Raw genomic sequence first — 16,471 nt, forward strand, 5'->3', positions numbered from 1 at the left:
AGAGGAAGTCGACAAAATGTTGAAATTTATATTGCGACGAATTGTCATTATGATCCCTCAACTGTTTCTTCTGAGCATTCTCGTGTTTTTATTGGCAAAAGCAATGCCTGGTGATGCGTTGACAGGTCGATTAGCGAACAATCCAAAAATGGATGCACAAACATTAGCCGAGATGAAAGAGAAGCTCGGACTAAACGATCCGCCTTATGTTCAATATGTGAGATGGATTAAAAACTTAATGCAAGGCGATTTAGGAATGTCTTACATTCATCAGCAGCCTGTCACTGATTTACTTTCAGAGAGAATAGGAAATACGCTTTTGCTGTCTGCATGTATTTTGATATTAAGCTACATCATCGCTATTCCATTAGGAATTGTCTCTGGAAGATGGACGAATTCATTGGCAGATAAACTTATCGTTGGTTATAGCTATTTAAGTTTTGCAACTCCATTATTTATCTTTGCTTTGTTAATGCTTTTTGTGTTTGGCTTTATACTCGGCTGGTTCCCTACAGGGGGGAGCGTTAACATTCAAGTAGAAAAAGGAACAGTTGACTATTATATAAGTAAAATCAACCATCTTATTTTGCCATCGTTATCAGGAGCATTACTTAGCACGGTTGGAACCATTCAATATTTACGCAACGAAATCATCGACACAAAAATCAAAGATTTTGTAAAGACCGCACGAGCCAAAGGAGTTCCGGAATCACGTATTTATTCACGTCACATTTTACGCAATTCATTTTTACCAATTGCTGCTTTCTTAGGCTATGAAATTACTGGTTTAATTGGTGGATCGATATTTTTGGAGTCAATCTTTAGTTATCCGGGGATCGGACAATTGTTCCTTCAATCGATTATGCAACGTGATTATAGTGTCATCACCGCGCTTGTGATGATCTCAGGTCTTGCAACGCTATTAGGCACATTATTATCAGATATTATTTTAAGCGCTGTCGATCCGCGCATACGAATTGAGTAATGTTATGGAGGAGGACCTAACGATGAAAGCTGAACTAGGTGGCCCGCAACAAGTCGAAGTACAAACGGAAAAAAGTCCTTCTAGTTTCTCCATTATGTGGCGTGAATTAGTGAGGGACAAATTAGCGCTCGGTTCTCTCATTCTACTTTCGATCATTCTTCTGATTGTTTATGGATCTTCTCTCATTTTAGATAAAGAAGAAATTGTAAAGGTAGATTTGCTATCCATTTATGCTCCGCCTTCTTCAGAACATTGGTTAGGCACGGATTACGGTGGAAGGGACATTTTTGGGCAGCTCATTATCGGCGCCAGAAACTCTTTTACGATCGGTTTAGCGATTACGCTCATCACCGGATTCATCGGTCTTACCGTTGGTCTTATCGCTGGTTATTTCGGAGGCGTTGTCGATAATATTATCATGCGTATTATTGACTTTATTCTTGTGTTGCCATTTTTAATGCTAGTCATTGTGTTTGTGGCAATTGTACCGAAATATAATGTGTTTACGTTTATTCTCATTATGAGTGCTTTTTTATGGACGGGAAAAGCACGACTTATTCGGGCGAAAACGTTGGCGGAGCGAGAACTGGATTATGTAAGTGCATCAAAAACGCTCGGCACACCCGACTGGAAGATTATTGTTCGAGAGATTTTACCGAACTTAAGTTCAATTATTATTGTTAACTTAACATTAAATCTCGCTGGAAATATTGGAATTGAGTCAGGGCTAAGTTATTTAGGGTTTGGATTGCCGGAAAGTACACCAAGCCTTGGCACTTTAGTCAGTTATGCCATGAATCCCGATGTTTTGCAAAATAAATGGTGGGTATGGTTACCTGCATCATTGCTCATTTTAGTAATGATGTTGTGTATAAATTTTATCGGCCAAGCACTTAAACGCGCGGCTGATGCAAGACAAAGATTAGGCTAACTAAAAAGGGGGAAGAGAAATTGAGGAGAAAATGGCATTGGAAGTTTTTCAGTGTTTTAGCCGGTATCATCCTATTGTTATCGGCGTGCAGCAATTCTAGTTCTACGAGCAGCAACAAGGAGCCAAACCAAAACAAGCAAACCTCTCAAAAGGAAGATATTAGTAAATTCCCGATAGCCGTCAAAAATGATGGAAAACTAGTAGACGGAGTTCTTACATACGGATTGGTGTACGATACTCCGTTCGAAGGAACTCTCAGTCGTGCATTTTATGAAGGACAGCCGGATGCTGAAGTGCTACAGTTTTTCGATGAACCGCTACTTCGAATGAATGAAAATTACGAAATTACTAACGATGGAGCGGCTACGTATGAGCTTTCGAATGACAAAAAAACAATCACGATTAAAATTAAAGATAATGTCAACTGGCATGATGGAGAGCCTGTAAAAGCTGAAGATTTAGAATATGCTTATTTAGTCATCGGCAATAAGGATTACACAGGTGTCCGCTACGGCGATGCACTTATCCAAGATATCGTCGGTATGGAAGAATATCATAGCGGAAAAACAAATAAAATTTCCGGCATTAAAGTCATTGATGACAAAACGCTATCCATTACATGGAAACATGCGAATCCATCAGTGCTAACAGGAATTTGGACTTCTCCGCTGCCAAAGCATTACTTAAAAGATATTCCGATTAAACAACTGGCGCAATCCGATAAAATTAGAAAAAACCCAATCGGGTTCGGCCCATTTAAAATTAAAAAGATTGTCCCAGGGGAATCCGTAGAATTCGTGCGCAATGACGATTATTGGGAGGGAAAACCGAATTTAAAAGGCGTTATTGTAAAAGTGGTTAGTCCAAAAGTAGTGCTTCAGTCATTGAAAAAAGGCGAAATTGATATTGCTGAATTTCCAACTGATCAATATGTAAATGCGAAAGGGACAAAAAATATTCAATTTATCGGTGCAATTGATTTAGCGTATAACTATATCGGATTTAAACTCGGTCATTGGGATGCGAAGAAACAAGAAAATGTCATGGATAATCCAAAATTCCAAAATAAAAAGCTTCGTCAAGCAATGGCGTATGCAATTGACAACCAAGCTGTCGCAGATAAGCTATATCATGGCTTACGCTTCCCAGCTACAACACTAATTCCACCGTCATTCCCGGGATATTATGATAAAACGGCAAAAGGATATTCTTATAATCCTGAAAAAGCGAAAAAGCTGTTAGATGAGGCAGGGTATAAAGATAAAGACGGAGACGGGCTTCGCGAAGATCCAAATGGTAAAAAATTTACAATTAATTTCCTTTCAATGAGTGGAGGAGACATCGCCGAGCCGCTAGCGAAGTTTTATATACAATGCTGGAAAGATGTTGGCTTAGATGTGCAGCTTGTCGATGGTCGTTTAGCTGAGTTTAACTCGTTCTACGATATGGTGGAAAAAGACGATCCGAAAGTCGATGTGTTCGCAGCAGCGTGGTACACTGGTACAGATGTCGACCCATATGGATTATATGGCCGGGATGTGATGTTTAACTATTCACGTTGGGTGAATGATAAAAATGATGAATTATTAGAAAAAGGCCATTCTGAACAAGCATTTGACACTGAATATCGTAAAGAGATTTACAATCAATGGCAAGAATTAATGAACGAAGAAGTACCGGTCATTCCAACGTTATACCGCTCTATTATTTATGCGGTGAACAATCGTGTGAAAAACTATTCGGCTGATGTTTACCAATTCAATTGGAAATGGAAAGATGTTGGAGTAACATCAGAAACACCAGAAGTAGAATAACAAATAAAAAACAAGAAGGGCTTGTTCAACGTACAACCAGCCCTTCTTTCATTTTGACTATGCATCGTCAGCATTCGAAAAAATCGTTGTCATTACCAAAAGATAATGGTAAGATAAACCTAAACTGAATAGTCTTATCAAGAGTGAACGAGAGACCGGGCTCAATGACTTCACAGCAACCTGCATGTCATGCAAGGTGCTCCTACCCGCAAAGCGATTTCGCTTTGAATGATAAGAACGGCTATAAGCTCTTTTCGTGTCATTCATAGCGAAAAGAGTTTTTTTATTGTTGAAGGAGGTGGGAGGAGAAAGGATGAATGAGAATCAACTTATTCGCAGTTACATGGCGTCGCATCTAAAAGCGAAGACATTTGCGGCTCATGTTGCTTGTTGCATAAGACAACAGCTTTTACAATTTGACCGATCGGCTGTTGTTCATCTGGATCACGGCACGAATTTTTTTCTATTCTATGGTCAAGCATTGGGACGATCGTTCCAAGTCATATTGACACTAGCGGAAGTGGAAGAATTAAAGGCGGAAGGGCCATATGCACTTGACCGCTATATTTGGTACGAACTAGAAGCAAAAGGGATTTCAATTTTACATATGACCCCATATTTGCAAGCGGTATTTTTCAATTAAAAAAGGAAGAGGAGAAAGGAATATGACAATCAAAAAATTTGAACATGTTGGCATTCAAGTCAAAAACATTGAAACGTCAAAGCAATTTTACCAAAACGTCGTTGGATTAGAGCTAATCAGCGAACTCATTCATACAAACGGAAGCATGAAATTAGCTTTTTTGGGACTGAACGGCTCGATTATCGTTGAACTCATTGAAGGCTATAATCCGAATTTGCCGGCAGAAGGAAAAGTTCACCATGTTGCCTTTACTGTTGAAGGAATTGAGCAAGAAAAAGAACGGTTGCAATCACTTGGAGTTCCACTTGTGTGGGAAGACATTACGACGCTTCCAAACGGCGCGAAATATTTATTTTTCCTAGGTCCGGACGGGGAGTGGATCGAATTTTACGAACCGGCACAATAAGAAAAAGCGAAGGCAATGATGATTAGCTATCGGCATATATACGAAAAACAACAGCGCCCGATTCATCTGGGTGCTGTTGTTATGTCATATAGTCGAATTTGCGAAATGCCCATTTTAACACGTTCGGTACGACAATAATCACGAGCAGCAGGCGGATAAATTGCAGCGAGCTTACAATGGAAGGGTCTCCTCCCACTGATTGGGCAGTCAACACCATTTCAACAAGTCCGCCCGGTGCAAGGCTTAATAGTGCCGTTGCCAAAGGGAGATTTGTCAGCTTCGCGAACACGTAACCGCAGCCTAACGAAAGTGCGATTAACAATAATGCCAGCAAAAAATACACCCAACCAAATTTTCCGCCGAGCTTTATATCTTCGACGGTAATTCGATTTCCCATATTCATCCCGACGCTAATTTGTGCGAATACAATCAACCAAGCAGGAAGTGCTGGTAATTCAATCCCGCTCACATGAATCATTGCTGTTGCCGCTAACGGACCGACGACATAAGCTGCTGGAATCAGATTTCGCAATAACAAGCCACCAGCGATACTAAACGCAAACCAGAGATAGTTGCCGTCAGACATCGAAGCAGCGCCATTTGGCAACGCGCTGGCAGAAGCTCCGCCGTTTAACCAATGCACAACAAAGGTCGGCACAAGAAAAACGACCGTTAATAAACGAATCGTCTGAAAAATCGTCACTAACGCCGTATTCGCATTCAGCGATTCGCTTGCGGCGACCATTTCTGATAACCCGCCAGGAACTGAAGCAAATACGCTCGTAATTTTATCGACATGAATCCATTTGGCTACAATGATGCTGTTGGTGATAGTGATGGCAATCATCAAAACAGCGACAACAAGAAACGGAACAATATAAGGCGCTATTGTAAGAAACGTATCTTTCGTAAACGACAATCCAAAATATGTTCCTAAAATAATAAGTCCAATATTCGAAAGAAATTTTGGCGCTACTAACGTCCGCTTTGTCACCGTTTTCCACACGAGCATCCCCGTAATTGCTCCAAGCATCCATGGAATCGGTGAATGGATCATATAAAACAACAAGCCAGTAAGCCCAGCAACTAAATACGTCTCTAACACTTTCATTGTCCGTAACCCTTTCCATTCTCTGTCACTTCTATTGTAGAAAAAAACGAAAGGAATGGAAAGGAAAATGCTTATGTTTGTAAGATTCCTCAAATAAATAATACTGTTACCATTCAAATGAACCTAGTATCGTCATTGTGCGTTAAGAGGTTTTTATGCATGAAACTAATTTCATTCAAAAAATTGTAAATTGCAAACAATAAATAAGACAGAAGCGGCAGAAGTGGAAAACATCGCAGCTTATTTCAAACGATGACAAAGCGGTTTGGTTTTTTGAATAAAAATTGCTGTTCGGTCGACGGGATGGAGATTTCGTTAGTACAAAGTCATATCTTGTACGAAATTGACCGGTTGAAACAGCCGTCCGTTCAACAAGTAGCCGATTCGCTCGGGATGGATATTACAACGTTTAGCCGGCAAGTGCAAAAGCTCGTCCAAATGAGATTAGTGAGAAAAACACCATATCCAGAAGATCGTCGTATTATGATCCTCTCCCTAACAACGGAAGGGGCATATATCGCGGCAAAAATTGATGCGGAAATGAACGAATATTTAGCGGAAGTGTTTTCGCATATGAGTGAATTTGAAAAAGAAACCGTCCTTCGCTCGATCCAACTTCTGAATGACTGTATGGCAAAATCGAGCGTTTGTTGTAAACCGATGTACGGAAGTAAGTGATTCGTTCCTTGCCTATTCAAATGAATGATATTTGCATTTTACAAACAAAAGGGGGAGAGGAGCATGTGGCAAGAGGTGTTTCAATCTTTCTTTAGTTAAGTGTCGAATGAATCATTCTCCTTGTTGGAATTTCGTTTGTCGTGCACTTATTGCAAGGTTCATTCCTACGAAACATTAGAGAAAACGACGACTACAAGTCACCCACTATTGCTATTGCCTTTGCATTTGTTCCCTGTTTTGCTTATGCTCCACCATTCCGATTATTGTCTATCTTTTGAGCCGAAACGTCTGTTTTTGCTTTGGGATGACGTTTCTTTTCGTCTCACCTGTATAGAATTTAAGCTACATTAGGATGATACCATCATCACTTCGATCTTTTCCATTCTCATTGGCTTTGTACTAGAGAAGCTCGGATTTCAACATGAAGTCAAACATGTCATCGTCAGGTCCTAGGCTGATCGAGCATTAAAGAATCATTCACAGAAACAGGGACGCTGATGAAAACCGTCTATCCATTTTTTACTTATCGGAGTTGCGATTAGTTTTCTCATTCATGGCATCGTTCCAACAAAATGGGTCATTACGTATTAGGCAGAGGCAGATGGTGGCTCGTTCTAATTGCAGCAATCATTGGGATCTCGCTGTATGTTCGCTTATCAACGATGATCGCAAAAGGAATGGCACTCTTATGTCACTTTACCTTAACTATCTGTTTAATGGTGTATGAAAAAAAGAGCGACCTTTTTGGGCATCCACTCAGCGAAGGGAAGATAGTGGAAGGCGGAAAAGCCTTTTTATCGAACAAAAACAAAATTCCCGCCAACAACATTTATCATAGCGGGAGGAACAACATTGGACATTAGGATAGATCAAAAAAATCCTTTGTCGTTTCATCGATTTTACGGAAATAATCGTGAACGGAGACCGGAATAAAGAAGATTTGATGCTGCTTGACTCTTTCATAGTCAATGTGCCAAATAAATGATTCACTTGGAAGGAAAAAAGCGACTTGATCAATAACAGACTCGTCTTTCGCATAATCAGATTCCAAAAAAGAGATGTTGCTCAGTTCCTGTCCATGGCGAAGAAAATCGTTTACAAATAACCGCAATGAAGCGGTCAATCGATGATCACGAACGATTTGCCTCAGAACTTCTGAATCTGTTTGGTGAAGTTCATCAAATAATTGGTCTGTGACTTCGATGGGTTCAACGTCGTCTGCCCTCATATCGCCGCTTACTCCGTAGTAATCGCAAAGCAAGTGTAAATAACCGGATTCCGTATCGTGAAAAGAAAAATAATGGTCATTCCCTTTTACATGTTGAATCAGTGTATTTGAATGATGAATGTGATGGAAAAACAACACTTGTTTTTTTCAAGTCTACGCATCGTACTTTTTTCGTGATTGTACTAAGAGATGAATTAAGTTTTCCAGTCCGGGAACTAATGAAGATTCTCTCGTATCATCTAGGTAACCTTTTTGGCTTAACAATTGTTCTGTTTGCTGAACAAAACGCTCCCATTCTTTTTCGTGTTTGATTAATTGAAGATCATTGAAAACTTGACTAGCTAATTCACTGTAGCCAGATAAAGCCAATGCAGAAACAAATTCATTCGTAGATAAGCGAATTGTTCCTTTTGCGTTCATATTTTTTCTTTCCTTTCTTAAAAGAAGTTCGTTGTCGAAATACAGCGATGATGGGGTAAAACTAATTCGATATAATGTCAAAAACTTTGTATTTCAGTTAAAGACACCAACAACCATAAAAAATTGCCATACTACGAGAAGAAGAAATAAAACAGCGAACAGCTTGTTCAGTAATAATGGCATACGGGATAAAATTTGTTGAATATAATAACAAAAACCAAGCATAAATAATCCACAATACTTATAAAAATAATCTGATGCACTTTTTGCGTCAGCTTTGACAGCTGCCTTATAATAAAAAAAGACAAGACGTTGGAAAAGGACAGATATTAATGTGAACATTATATTAGATGCTAGCCAAAGTTGTACATAAGTACTAGGGTAAGGAATGTTGGCTGGAAGGAAAACGAAAGAAACTAGGGTAAAAACGATAAATGCAATAGCCATTCCCAACCATTCATTTCTTTCCCGTTTTTTCGTTATAGCCTGAATGATGCGATGTAAGCTCAGTGTTGGCAGGTTAGGGACAAAGCAAGCGGGCAGAAACAGTAAGATAAAGAAAAGTTCAAAACCAGAGAAAAACATGGAAAAGGTTACAAACGCATTATTTGTCCATTGATTTTTGTTGATTAGAAATAGAAATATAATGAATAAGAGAAAAAGGTGACTTTGCAAAAAGAAGCGAATGCCCCTTTTCAACGAAAATATTTCTGTTTGTTTATTTGCTGCTAAGCTTGATTGCTGTTTTGCTTGAGAATGTGGGAGCCCACTTCTCATAGTAGATATCTCCTTTTTTATTATCAATTATCATCTATTTGACTGCATGAGGTACTGTCAAGAATTTTGTGTAATGTAAACTACATTCAGTATACTATTAGACATAGGTAGGGTTCTTCTTTCTCTAAGATTTTTAGTCCAATCGAGAATACCCTACCTTTTTTCTTTTGATCTAGTAAAATGCTTTACACAAAATTTTATATATCATCTTATTTTGCCATACACTAATAAAAAAATTAGGATAGATGAAAAAATTCCTTTATCGTCTCTTCTACTTTTTGAAAATATTCTTGAAAGGACACAGGGACAATAAAGATTTTATTCTTCTCAATCTTTTCATAGTCAATATGCCAAATAAACGATTTGCTTGGAAGGAAAAAAGCCACTTGATCCAAAACAGATCTATTTTTCACATAATCGGATTCCATAAAAGCGAAATTGTTTAATTCCTGCCCATTGTCAAGAAAGTCCTGTAAAAATAAACGCATAGTGGACGGAACCTTTTCATCTCGTATCGCTTCAAGAAGAACTTCCTGTTCTGATGTATGAAGTTCATCAAACAGCTTACTGTTTATTTCCATAGGCAAGATATCTTCGGGCTTCTTTCTTCTAGTATTTGAAGCAAAAAAGTGACCAAGCAAGTTAAAAAATCCTTTTTGAGGATCATGAAATGAAAAGGAATGTTCGTTTCCTTTCACGTGTTGAACTAAAGTTTTGGAATCATGAACACGGTGCAGCAACAATACGTGTCTTTTTTTCATATCCACGCATCGAACTTTTTCTCTGGACTGTACTAACAGATGAATCAAATTTTCTAATCCCGGAACTAATAAAGATTCTCTTGTCACATCTAAATAACCTTTCTGATGCAGCAACTGCTCGACTTCACGGATAAAACGTTTTTCTTCTTCTTCATTTTCTACTAAAATAGCATCATTTAATATTTGGCTGGCTATTTCACTGTATCCGCATAAAGCTAGAGCAGAAACTAGTTCGTTCATCGATAAAGCAATGGTTCCATTTGTACTCATGTGATCGCATCTCCTAATTATTTATTATTTATTTTTATTATTTAAAATAGATAAATGATTTTATTAATCATATATCATAAGAACGATAAAAAATTGGGCAAATAGTAAAAGGAAAGCAAAAATTGCAAATAATTTATTAAGCAAAAATGGCATTTTGGATAGAAGTAATTGAATATAATGGTTAAAGCCCATAATAAATAACGTAACATATTTAAAAAAATAATTTGATATACTTTCCTGGTTATTCTCTATGTTCGCGTTAGAATAATAATAAGCAATAACAACACGCTGAATAAATATGGACACAAAAGCACATACCCAGCAAACTGTAAGCCATATTGGAAGATAGATGCTTGGATAAGGTATATCGAAAATAAAGCCTAAAGAAAAAAGGGTTATTACGCAAAAAGCTAAAGCCATTCCTATCCATTCGTTTTTTTCTCTTTTTTTGAAGATCGATTGAATGATTCGTTTTATACGGACCGGTTCATAGAAAAAGCAAGCAGGAACAAAAAGCAACATAAACAGGAGTTCAAAACCGGAAATAAAAATGAAAACCATGATTGAACCGTCTTCATTCCAGTCATTTTTATTGATGAGAAGTATAGCGAGAATGAGAAGTACAAAGAGATTACTCTCTAAAAAAAAGGCTGCGCCTCTTTTCATAGAGAAATTTTTTTTATTCTTTTTTTTTAATGGAAATGTGCGGACTTGTTGCTTCAATTCAGAGCTTGGAAATAATACTTTCATATATAAATATCTCCTTTGTTAAAGTAATTTTGGTATAATCTCAATTTTTATTACACTAATTAAAAAAATCCGCAATAAACTTTCCCGCGCTTGTTAAAGAATCACTTACCATTTCTGTAACGTTTTCAATACCTTCTTCAATTTCTTTTCCAACCTTCTCCACAGATTCCTTGATTTCTCGTACACTCTCTCCAAATTCGCGTCCGACTTTTTCGCCAAAGTCTTTTGCAATATCCTCTATTAACCATGACCCAACAATACCAACTCCGGCGCCAATAGCTCCGCCAATAATAGTTCCTGGGCCTGGTGCTATTAATGAACCTATATATGCTCCTGCAGACGTTGTAACAGCAACACCAATATCGAGTCCAATACCTGCAGCAAATCTTCCACCTTTTTCAGGCAAAGATTTATATTGATTCTCGTCACTGAAAATTTCACCTATATTTGTCCCAACTGAGAATGCTATTCCTGCATATGGCAACCTTTTAATAAGTTTTGATACAGATTTAACATCTGTAAATTGCCGAACGGTGCTTTTAATATCCACTTTTGCTTTATATTGTTTTAATAGGCTTTCATCAAAGACAAGGATTTTGTGTTGTTGTGCGACGATTTTCCCAAAACTGATTTTATTTGTTTTTGCATGTAAACCGATAAGCTCACGTAAAACACCGCTTGGCGCACGATTATATTTTGCTAAAGTTCTTTTAATGATATTGCTAGAGCTTTTATCTCCTTTTTCTAATAATTGGTAGATTCTTTCTGCAAGCTTTGATTCGTATTTTTTATTTGCTCCTTGTATCCACGTTCGGGATGCTTTAATAATAAAATTCCCTTTTCCATCTTTTGATAAAGTTAATAAACCTGTACGGAGAACGTGAACTGCAAGCAATCCTTTTGCTACACTAAGCCCGCCGTTGAATTTGCCAAGGGAATCCAGCCATTCGGCGATGGCTCCTACAAAAGTGGAATCTCCCTCTTGTACAGACAGCTCAATCGCATCATCAATCATTTCTTTGAACGTATCTGTTTCGGAAATGAAATTTTCAATTTCTTTTATTTGTTCTTTACTTAAGAAAACACCGCCTTTTGTCCATTCGTGCAGTTTTTGGGTGAATGAACGAATTTGAGCGAGCTGCTCTTGCATGGATGTCAGTTCGCGAGAAATTTCTTCATCAAGCTTCGCCAGTTCATGGACAGTTTTTTGAGCGTGACTTTTTGCCGAGGCGATTTGATGATGAAAATGAAGAATTTGAACGGGAGTGCCATGAACTAAATCTGCCACGTCGAAAAAATATTGATTGATGCTATTGACTGTTTCCTCAGTGAAGTTTTCTAACTGATTAAGGCTTGTTTTTACTTCTGTTTCGATAAATTCTTCGCTTATAAAACCACTATTTGTTTCAAAATGTTCGATGATAACTAAAATATTTTTTAGTATTTCTAAATACTGATAAAGAAATTGATGCAACAGGAGAATGGCAGGAATATGCAAAGTAGCAAAGTGCTCTTTAATCGCTTCACCACCTTCCCCTTTTAAAGCATCGTCTAAACGGATGATTTTGTTCACAGCATCGCGAACAGCAAGAATTTGTTCTTTTTCTTGCTGTTTTTGTCGGATCAATTGATTGATTTCATGCGAAACTTCCGATACTTTTAATACCTTCATTGTCTTGACTCCCCGTTATATGGTCATCTTTTTGGCAATATTTCGGTCTGTCTCCGCAAGATTCTCAATATGTCTGCGAACATCGCTTTCAATGTTTAACAGCGTATTTTTATAATCAGCAACGATTTGATAATAAAGGTCTTCAATTGCTTTTATTTTTGTGATGAAATCAAGGGAGGAAACCGGGAACGATGGATGTGAATGGTTAGTATTTAATTCGCCGATTTTACGTTTTAACTCGTCTAAGGACGCTTCTACTTCTTTTAAATGGACTTTAATTTCTGTCATTGTGATCCCACCTGTTTACTGAGCCTTCAAATGAGCCAACTGGTTTTGTTTTGAAGAAATCGTGTTGGAAATGCTTGTATTCATCGCTTCTAGTTCCGATATCTTTTTGGAAATATCATTTAAAAGGCTTTCCGTTTGCTGAATAATGCCTGTGTATGCGTAATTGGTGTCGTTTCTTATATCTAAAAACATATCGGCATATTTGCCCTGCCATGTATAAGGAGTGAGTTCGGGGTCAAATACAAGTGTTTTGTGATCAACCAATTCGCTAAGTTCATTGGATATGCCGCTTTCAGCTTTTTTTAACCGTGCAATTTTTTCGTGATTACCGCGCAATTGGTTTTCAAGATTAGAAATATCATTATATAATTGGTGAATGATGTATTCTTTCTCCGTCATATTCATCTTCCTTTAAAGAATTCAAAATAACTACTGATTATAAAAAATATGGAATTCATTATATATTTTACACAGCATTTATTTTCTGAGAAATATGTAATAGGAAAATTAAGGATTTGGAATTACTTTTCTTCATAAAAACATGATAAAAAGTACCTATTGGAATTTTAAAAAAGCAGTTCAATTAGCCTGTATTTGTAAAAAAATATGCCTGAACGTAGTGGGGCTACTTGTGAGAGAGAAAACAAGCTACTATCAGACCAATTCGCATTAGAATTGGTCTTTTAATTTTTGTTGTTTGCTACTTTGGCGTATAAAATCGCAACTAAATTAGCATAAAATGACAATAATTATTGTCATTTAAAAAACTAATATGTTAAAACTATTGCGAATTTATATACTAAAAAGACAGCAACTTGCTCTTTGAGTAATGATTGGGAATTTTAGACAAAAAATACGCTTTAAATGATATAATTCATTTAGGGGAATACAAATGGGGGAAATAATGGAATGAAAAAAATAATTTGTTTTATGGTAACTATGTTCCTAGTGTCTAGTTGCGAGGAATATGAGCCATCAAAAGACGATATTGTTAATAAACACGGGAATATAATCAATCTTGATAGGTTTATGCAATTTGTAGAAAATGTTCATCAAGGTAAAGACGATAAGATTAGAATAGTTGCTTATACACATGAAGGTGACCCAATAATACAAGACCTTAAATATGATGGAGAAAGTATTACTGTAAAAACAGACGCTACAAGAGATAAATTTGGAAATGAAAGTATAAATACTTCAACTTGTAAATCAATCAAAATAGAAAAAAGCCAGGATAGAACAGATTATTTATTAGATGGTTGTGACAAAGGTAGCACTAAGAATATTGTTTTAGTCATTTGGAATAGGTAGGCATATCATTACGATAATGCCCTTTTGAACTGCGATTTATATAGTCATTTTTATGATAAATACATTGCTATTACCTTGTTATTTGGTGCATTTTTTAATATTTTCTTTCCCTGAAGTGAACCCGTTACCTGGACGAGGAGTTTCTTTTGCTTTTTCTATATTATGTAAGCCGGCTATGATACAATAAAAGTGGAATATTTTAAATATTTTTTATATATAAACGATTATGTTTCCACAACACAGTAGCAGAAATACCTCATAAAATAATGAGAAACATTTTTTATCGGTTGGGAGGGAAATGTGATGGCAGGGCGATTGGTAAGGACGGGGTATTTATTAGGAGTTGCGCTTACCCTATCATCGATTATTTATTTTTTTGCTTCTAATTGGAAATTTATGGACCGTTTAGAAAAGGTGGGGTTAAGTGTTGGGCTGATGTGGCTGTTTTACGGCGTGAGCGCGATTTTAGCGTATGGCATGAAGCGTCACGATTTTTTAGGAAGATGGTTGTTTGTTGCCGGGGCGGTGGCGTTTGGGATTACGATGGCGCTCATCGGGCAAATTTATAATTCGCATGCAGACAGCTATTGGTTATTTTTCATTTGGCTTATCCCAACAGTCGTGTTGGCTTGGATCACGAAGTATGAAGTGTTTTATGTCATGAGTGTAGTGCTATTGGAACTAACATGCTGGTTTTATTATTTTCCATCTTCGTATAGTATAGTGAGGGGCGAATGGGAATCGTTTTTTCTGCTTTTGTTATTCGCATTCATAAATGGAGTCGTGTTCATCTTGCATCGATCCACCGTCGTTTCGTATCTCGCATACACGGCGATGCACGGATGGCTGTTTGTCATTTATTTTCATAAGCTTGTCTATCATTATGTTGAATGGTGGCCGTACGTTTATGTGCTTTTCTTTGTCGGCTTCTTTTATTACTTTTTCGCTGTGGCCAAAAGACGCGCTTATGTGTTGTTAACAAGTTTGTTTGCGGGAGCATTTTTGATTGTAGAATATTTTCGGTTTGTCGGCGAGCATTTTAAAACGGGATTTTTGCTTGGTGGGTTAGTGGTTGCGGCAGCGATTGTGTATGCAAGCGTGTATTTGTTAAAACGTGTTAAGCATATTTCGAGCGAGGGGGCAAAAGGACGTATTTTTCTCATTGCTTTTCAAGTCATCGTCACGCTTGTCGCTTCGTTCATCGCGATTGCGAGCATTATGGGGCTTCTTACGATATGGATGGAATCCTTTTCGATGAACTTGTTGTTTGCGATATCGATTATTGGTTTTGTCGTTCCAGCGATGTGGGGAAACAGTTGGAATCCGACGGTACGATACACGCTGCTCACCATCGGCTACGGTCTTGGAATCATGACGACATGGGAAATATCGCTGATTTTGCTTACCATCTATAGCATCACGCTTCTTGTTTACTATGTGCTATCTGCTGACACAGGAATGCGCGCGCTTACGAACATTGCCTTATCCTTATATTCCGCAATGATTATCTATAATTGGACAGATAAAGGACGTCTTGCCTTGTTAGTTGTCGTCGTATTGAACGTATGTCTATATTTGTTTCTCAAACGAAAGAGCGGGTCCCGCCTATTGCCTCTCACGTTAGGATTAGGAGCGTTTCTTTTATTAACAAACATGGATTTCTTTCAATTAGATGTAGACGTTTGGTATGTCATTTCCAATCTATTGTTTGCGATCACGATCATCGCGCTTCTTTTTACTCCAGCGATTCATCGCCAGCGCTATGAACATTTGATTGTCTGGGGCTATTTTTGGCTGTTCCTTTTCTTCAAGTATTATGAATTTGCTTGGGATTTGTTGGATAAATCGATTAGTCTGTTGCTTGCGGGACTTTTGTTTTTCATAGGAACGGCGGTGTTGGAAAATCGAAGAAGACCCGTTTGCACTAAAGATAGCGACGGGCTGTATCGAAAATGGCTGCCTTTGTTGGTTGTCATAATGGCACAAACGATATTTGCGGGTTATATCGTATGGGATAAGGAACAACATTTGCGTCACGGAGAAGTAGTGAAACTCGAATTAGAACCAATCGATCCGCGTTCTTTGTTGCAAGGAGATTATGTTCGTCTTCGCTATGATATTTCGACGATTCCTCATATAGATGGACGCGGCAAAGTACAAATTGTATTACGGAAAGATAAAAATGGCGTGCATCGGTTCGTACATGTATATTCGATGAACGGCAAACGACAAGGTGGATACATTCCTCAAGAAGGGGATGTATTGTTAAACGGAACGCTTTATGGCGATACGATTATTTACGGTATTGAATCTTACTTTGTGCCAGAGGGGACGGGAGGAAACTTGCAAGAACGTGCACGCTTTGCTTATGTACGCGTGAGTGAGACAGGGGATGCGTTGCTGGAAGAGATTCGGGAGAAATAGCG

At 37.8% G+C, this 16,471-nt stretch carries 17 protein-coding genes and 1 riboswitch; of the genes, 8 read left to right on the plus strand and 9 right to left on the minus strand.

The genetic code is table 11. The features are described from left to right. The first annotated feature begins 16 nt into the window (after positions 1 to 16). The 5 genes from opp4B to ISX45_RS04240 all read left to right on the plus strand — a co-directional run bounded on the left by opp4B (position 17) and on the right by ISX45_RS04240 (position 4,779). Positions 17 to 985: an oligopeptide ABC transporter permease gene (gene opp4B / locus ISX45_RS04220; RefSeq protein ID WP_194520033.1), complete on the plus strand. Its 969-nt coding sequence runs from the start codon at positions 17 to 19 to the stop codon at positions 983 to 985. 22 nt (positions 986 to 1,007) lie between these two features. Continuing rightward, positions 1,008 to 1,916 carry an ABC transporter permease gene (locus ISX45_RS04225; protein ID WP_181557102.1) on the plus strand — a complete coding sequence of 303 codons (909 nt, stop codon included), beginning with the start codon at positions 1,008 to 1,010 and terminating at the stop codon, positions 1,914 to 1,916. Between the two features lie 20 nt (positions 1,917 to 1,936). Then, positions 1,937 to 3,730, plus strand: coding sequence for an oligopeptide ABC transporter substrate-binding protein (gene opp4A, locus ISX45_RS04230; protein ID WP_181557101.1), 1,794 nt, complete (start codon positions 1,937 to 1,939; stop codon positions 3,728 to 3,730). 131 nt (positions 3,731 to 3,861) lie between these two features. Continuing rightward, positions 3,862 to 3,968: riboswitch (SAM riboswitch) on the plus strand. A gap of 75 nt (positions 3,969 to 4,043) precedes the next feature. Then, positions 4,044 to 4,373: a hypothetical protein gene (locus tag ISX45_RS04235; protein WP_181557100.1), complete on the plus strand. Its 330-nt coding sequence runs from the start codon at positions 4,044 to 4,046 to the stop codon at positions 4,371 to 4,373. A 22-nt stretch (positions 4,374 to 4,395) separates the two neighbouring features. Further along, positions 4,396 to 4,779 carry a VOC family protein gene (locus ISX45_RS04240; RefSeq protein WP_181557099.1) on the plus strand — a complete coding sequence of 128 codons (384 nt, stop codon included), beginning with the start codon at positions 4,396 to 4,398 and terminating at the stop codon, positions 4,777 to 4,779. A gap of 79 nt (positions 4,780 to 4,858) precedes the next feature. On the opposite strand, the gene ISX45_RS04245 is transcribed toward ISX45_RS04240, so the two are convergent. Further along, entirely contained in the window at positions 4,859 to 5,890 is a 1,032-nt protein-coding gene (locus ISX45_RS04245) for an AbrB family transcriptional regulator (protein WP_194520034.1), read from the minus strand. A gap of 252 nt (positions 5,891 to 6,142) precedes the next feature. Here ISX45_RS04245 and ISX45_RS04250 point away from each other — a divergent pair, with 252 nt between their 5' ends. Then, the gene (locus tag ISX45_RS04250; protein WP_194520035.1) at positions 6,143 to 6,568 is read left to right on the plus strand and encodes a MarR family winged helix-turn-helix transcriptional regulator; all 426 of its coding nucleotides are present in this window, start codon (positions 6,143 to 6,145) and stop codon (positions 6,566 to 6,568) included. 859 nt (positions 6,569 to 7,427) lie between these two features. Here ISX45_RS04250 and ISX45_RS19405 read toward each other — a convergent pair. The 8 genes from ISX45_RS19405 to ISX45_RS04285 form a co-directional block, all read right to left on the minus strand. Further along, positions 7,428 to 7,931, minus strand: a complete 504-nt coding sequence (locus ISX45_RS19405) for a hypothetical protein (RefSeq protein WP_228485621.1) — start codon at positions 7,929 to 7,931, stop codon at positions 7,428 to 7,430. A gap of 18 nt (positions 7,932 to 7,949) precedes the next feature. Next, a complete protein-coding gene (locus ISX45_RS19410; protein WP_228485622.1) occupies positions 7,950 to 8,216 on the minus strand; it encodes a hypothetical protein in 267 nt (88 codons plus the stop codon). A gap of 93 nt (positions 8,217 to 8,309) precedes the next feature. After that, on the minus strand, positions 8,310 to 8,993 hold the full coding sequence (locus tag ISX45_RS04260; RefSeq protein ID WP_194520036.1) for a hypothetical protein: 684 nt from the start codon (positions 8,991 to 8,993) through the stop codon (positions 8,310 to 8,312). A gap of 236 nt (positions 8,994 to 9,229) precedes the next feature. After that, positions 9,230 to 10,024 (minus strand): hypothetical protein, encoded by a 795-nt coding sequence (locus tag ISX45_RS04265; protein ID WP_194520037.1) that lies wholly within the window; start codon positions 10,022 to 10,024, stop codon positions 9,230 to 9,232. A 63-nt stretch (positions 10,025 to 10,087) separates the two neighbouring features. Continuing rightward, positions 10,088 to 10,690: a hypothetical protein gene (locus ISX45_RS04270; protein WP_194520607.1), complete on the minus strand. Its 603-nt coding sequence runs from the start codon at positions 10,688 to 10,690 to the stop codon at positions 10,088 to 10,090. Positions 10,691 to 10,829: 139 nt separating this feature from the next. Next, on the minus strand, positions 10,830 to 12,446 hold the full coding sequence (locus ISX45_RS04275) for an LXG domain-containing protein (protein WP_194520038.1): 1,617 nt from the start codon (positions 12,444 to 12,446) through the stop codon (positions 10,830 to 10,832). A gap of 15 nt (positions 12,447 to 12,461) precedes the next feature. Next, entirely contained in the window at positions 12,462 to 12,734 is a 273-nt protein-coding gene (locus tag ISX45_RS04280) for a YwqI/YxiC family protein (protein WP_194520039.1), read from the minus strand. A 15-nt stretch (positions 12,735 to 12,749) separates the two neighbouring features. Next, entirely contained in the window at positions 12,750 to 13,133 is a 384-nt protein-coding gene (locus ISX45_RS04285) for a YwqH-like family protein (protein ID WP_194520040.1), read from the minus strand. A gap of 510 nt (positions 13,134 to 13,643) precedes the next feature. On the opposite strand from ISX45_RS04285, the gene ISX45_RS04290 reads away from it, so the two are divergent. Beyond that, the gene (locus ISX45_RS04290; protein WP_194520041.1) at positions 13,644 to 14,045 is read left to right on the plus strand and encodes a DUF4362 domain-containing protein; all 402 of its coding nucleotides are present in this window, start codon (positions 13,644 to 13,646) and stop codon (positions 14,043 to 14,045) included. 303 nt (positions 14,046 to 14,348) lie between these two features. Next, a complete protein-coding gene (locus tag ISX45_RS04295) occupies positions 14,349 to 16,469 on the plus strand; it encodes a GDYXXLXY domain-containing protein (protein WP_194520042.1) in 2,121 nt (706 codons plus the stop codon). Positions 16,470 to 16,471 lie beyond the last annotated feature (2 nt).

The sequence above is a fragment of the Thermaerobacillus caldiproteolyticus genome (genome assembly GCF_015326725.1).
GTDB classification, from domain to species: domain Bacteria; phylum Bacillota; class Bacilli; order Bacillales; family Anoxybacillaceae; genus Thermaerobacillus; species Thermaerobacillus caldiproteolyticus.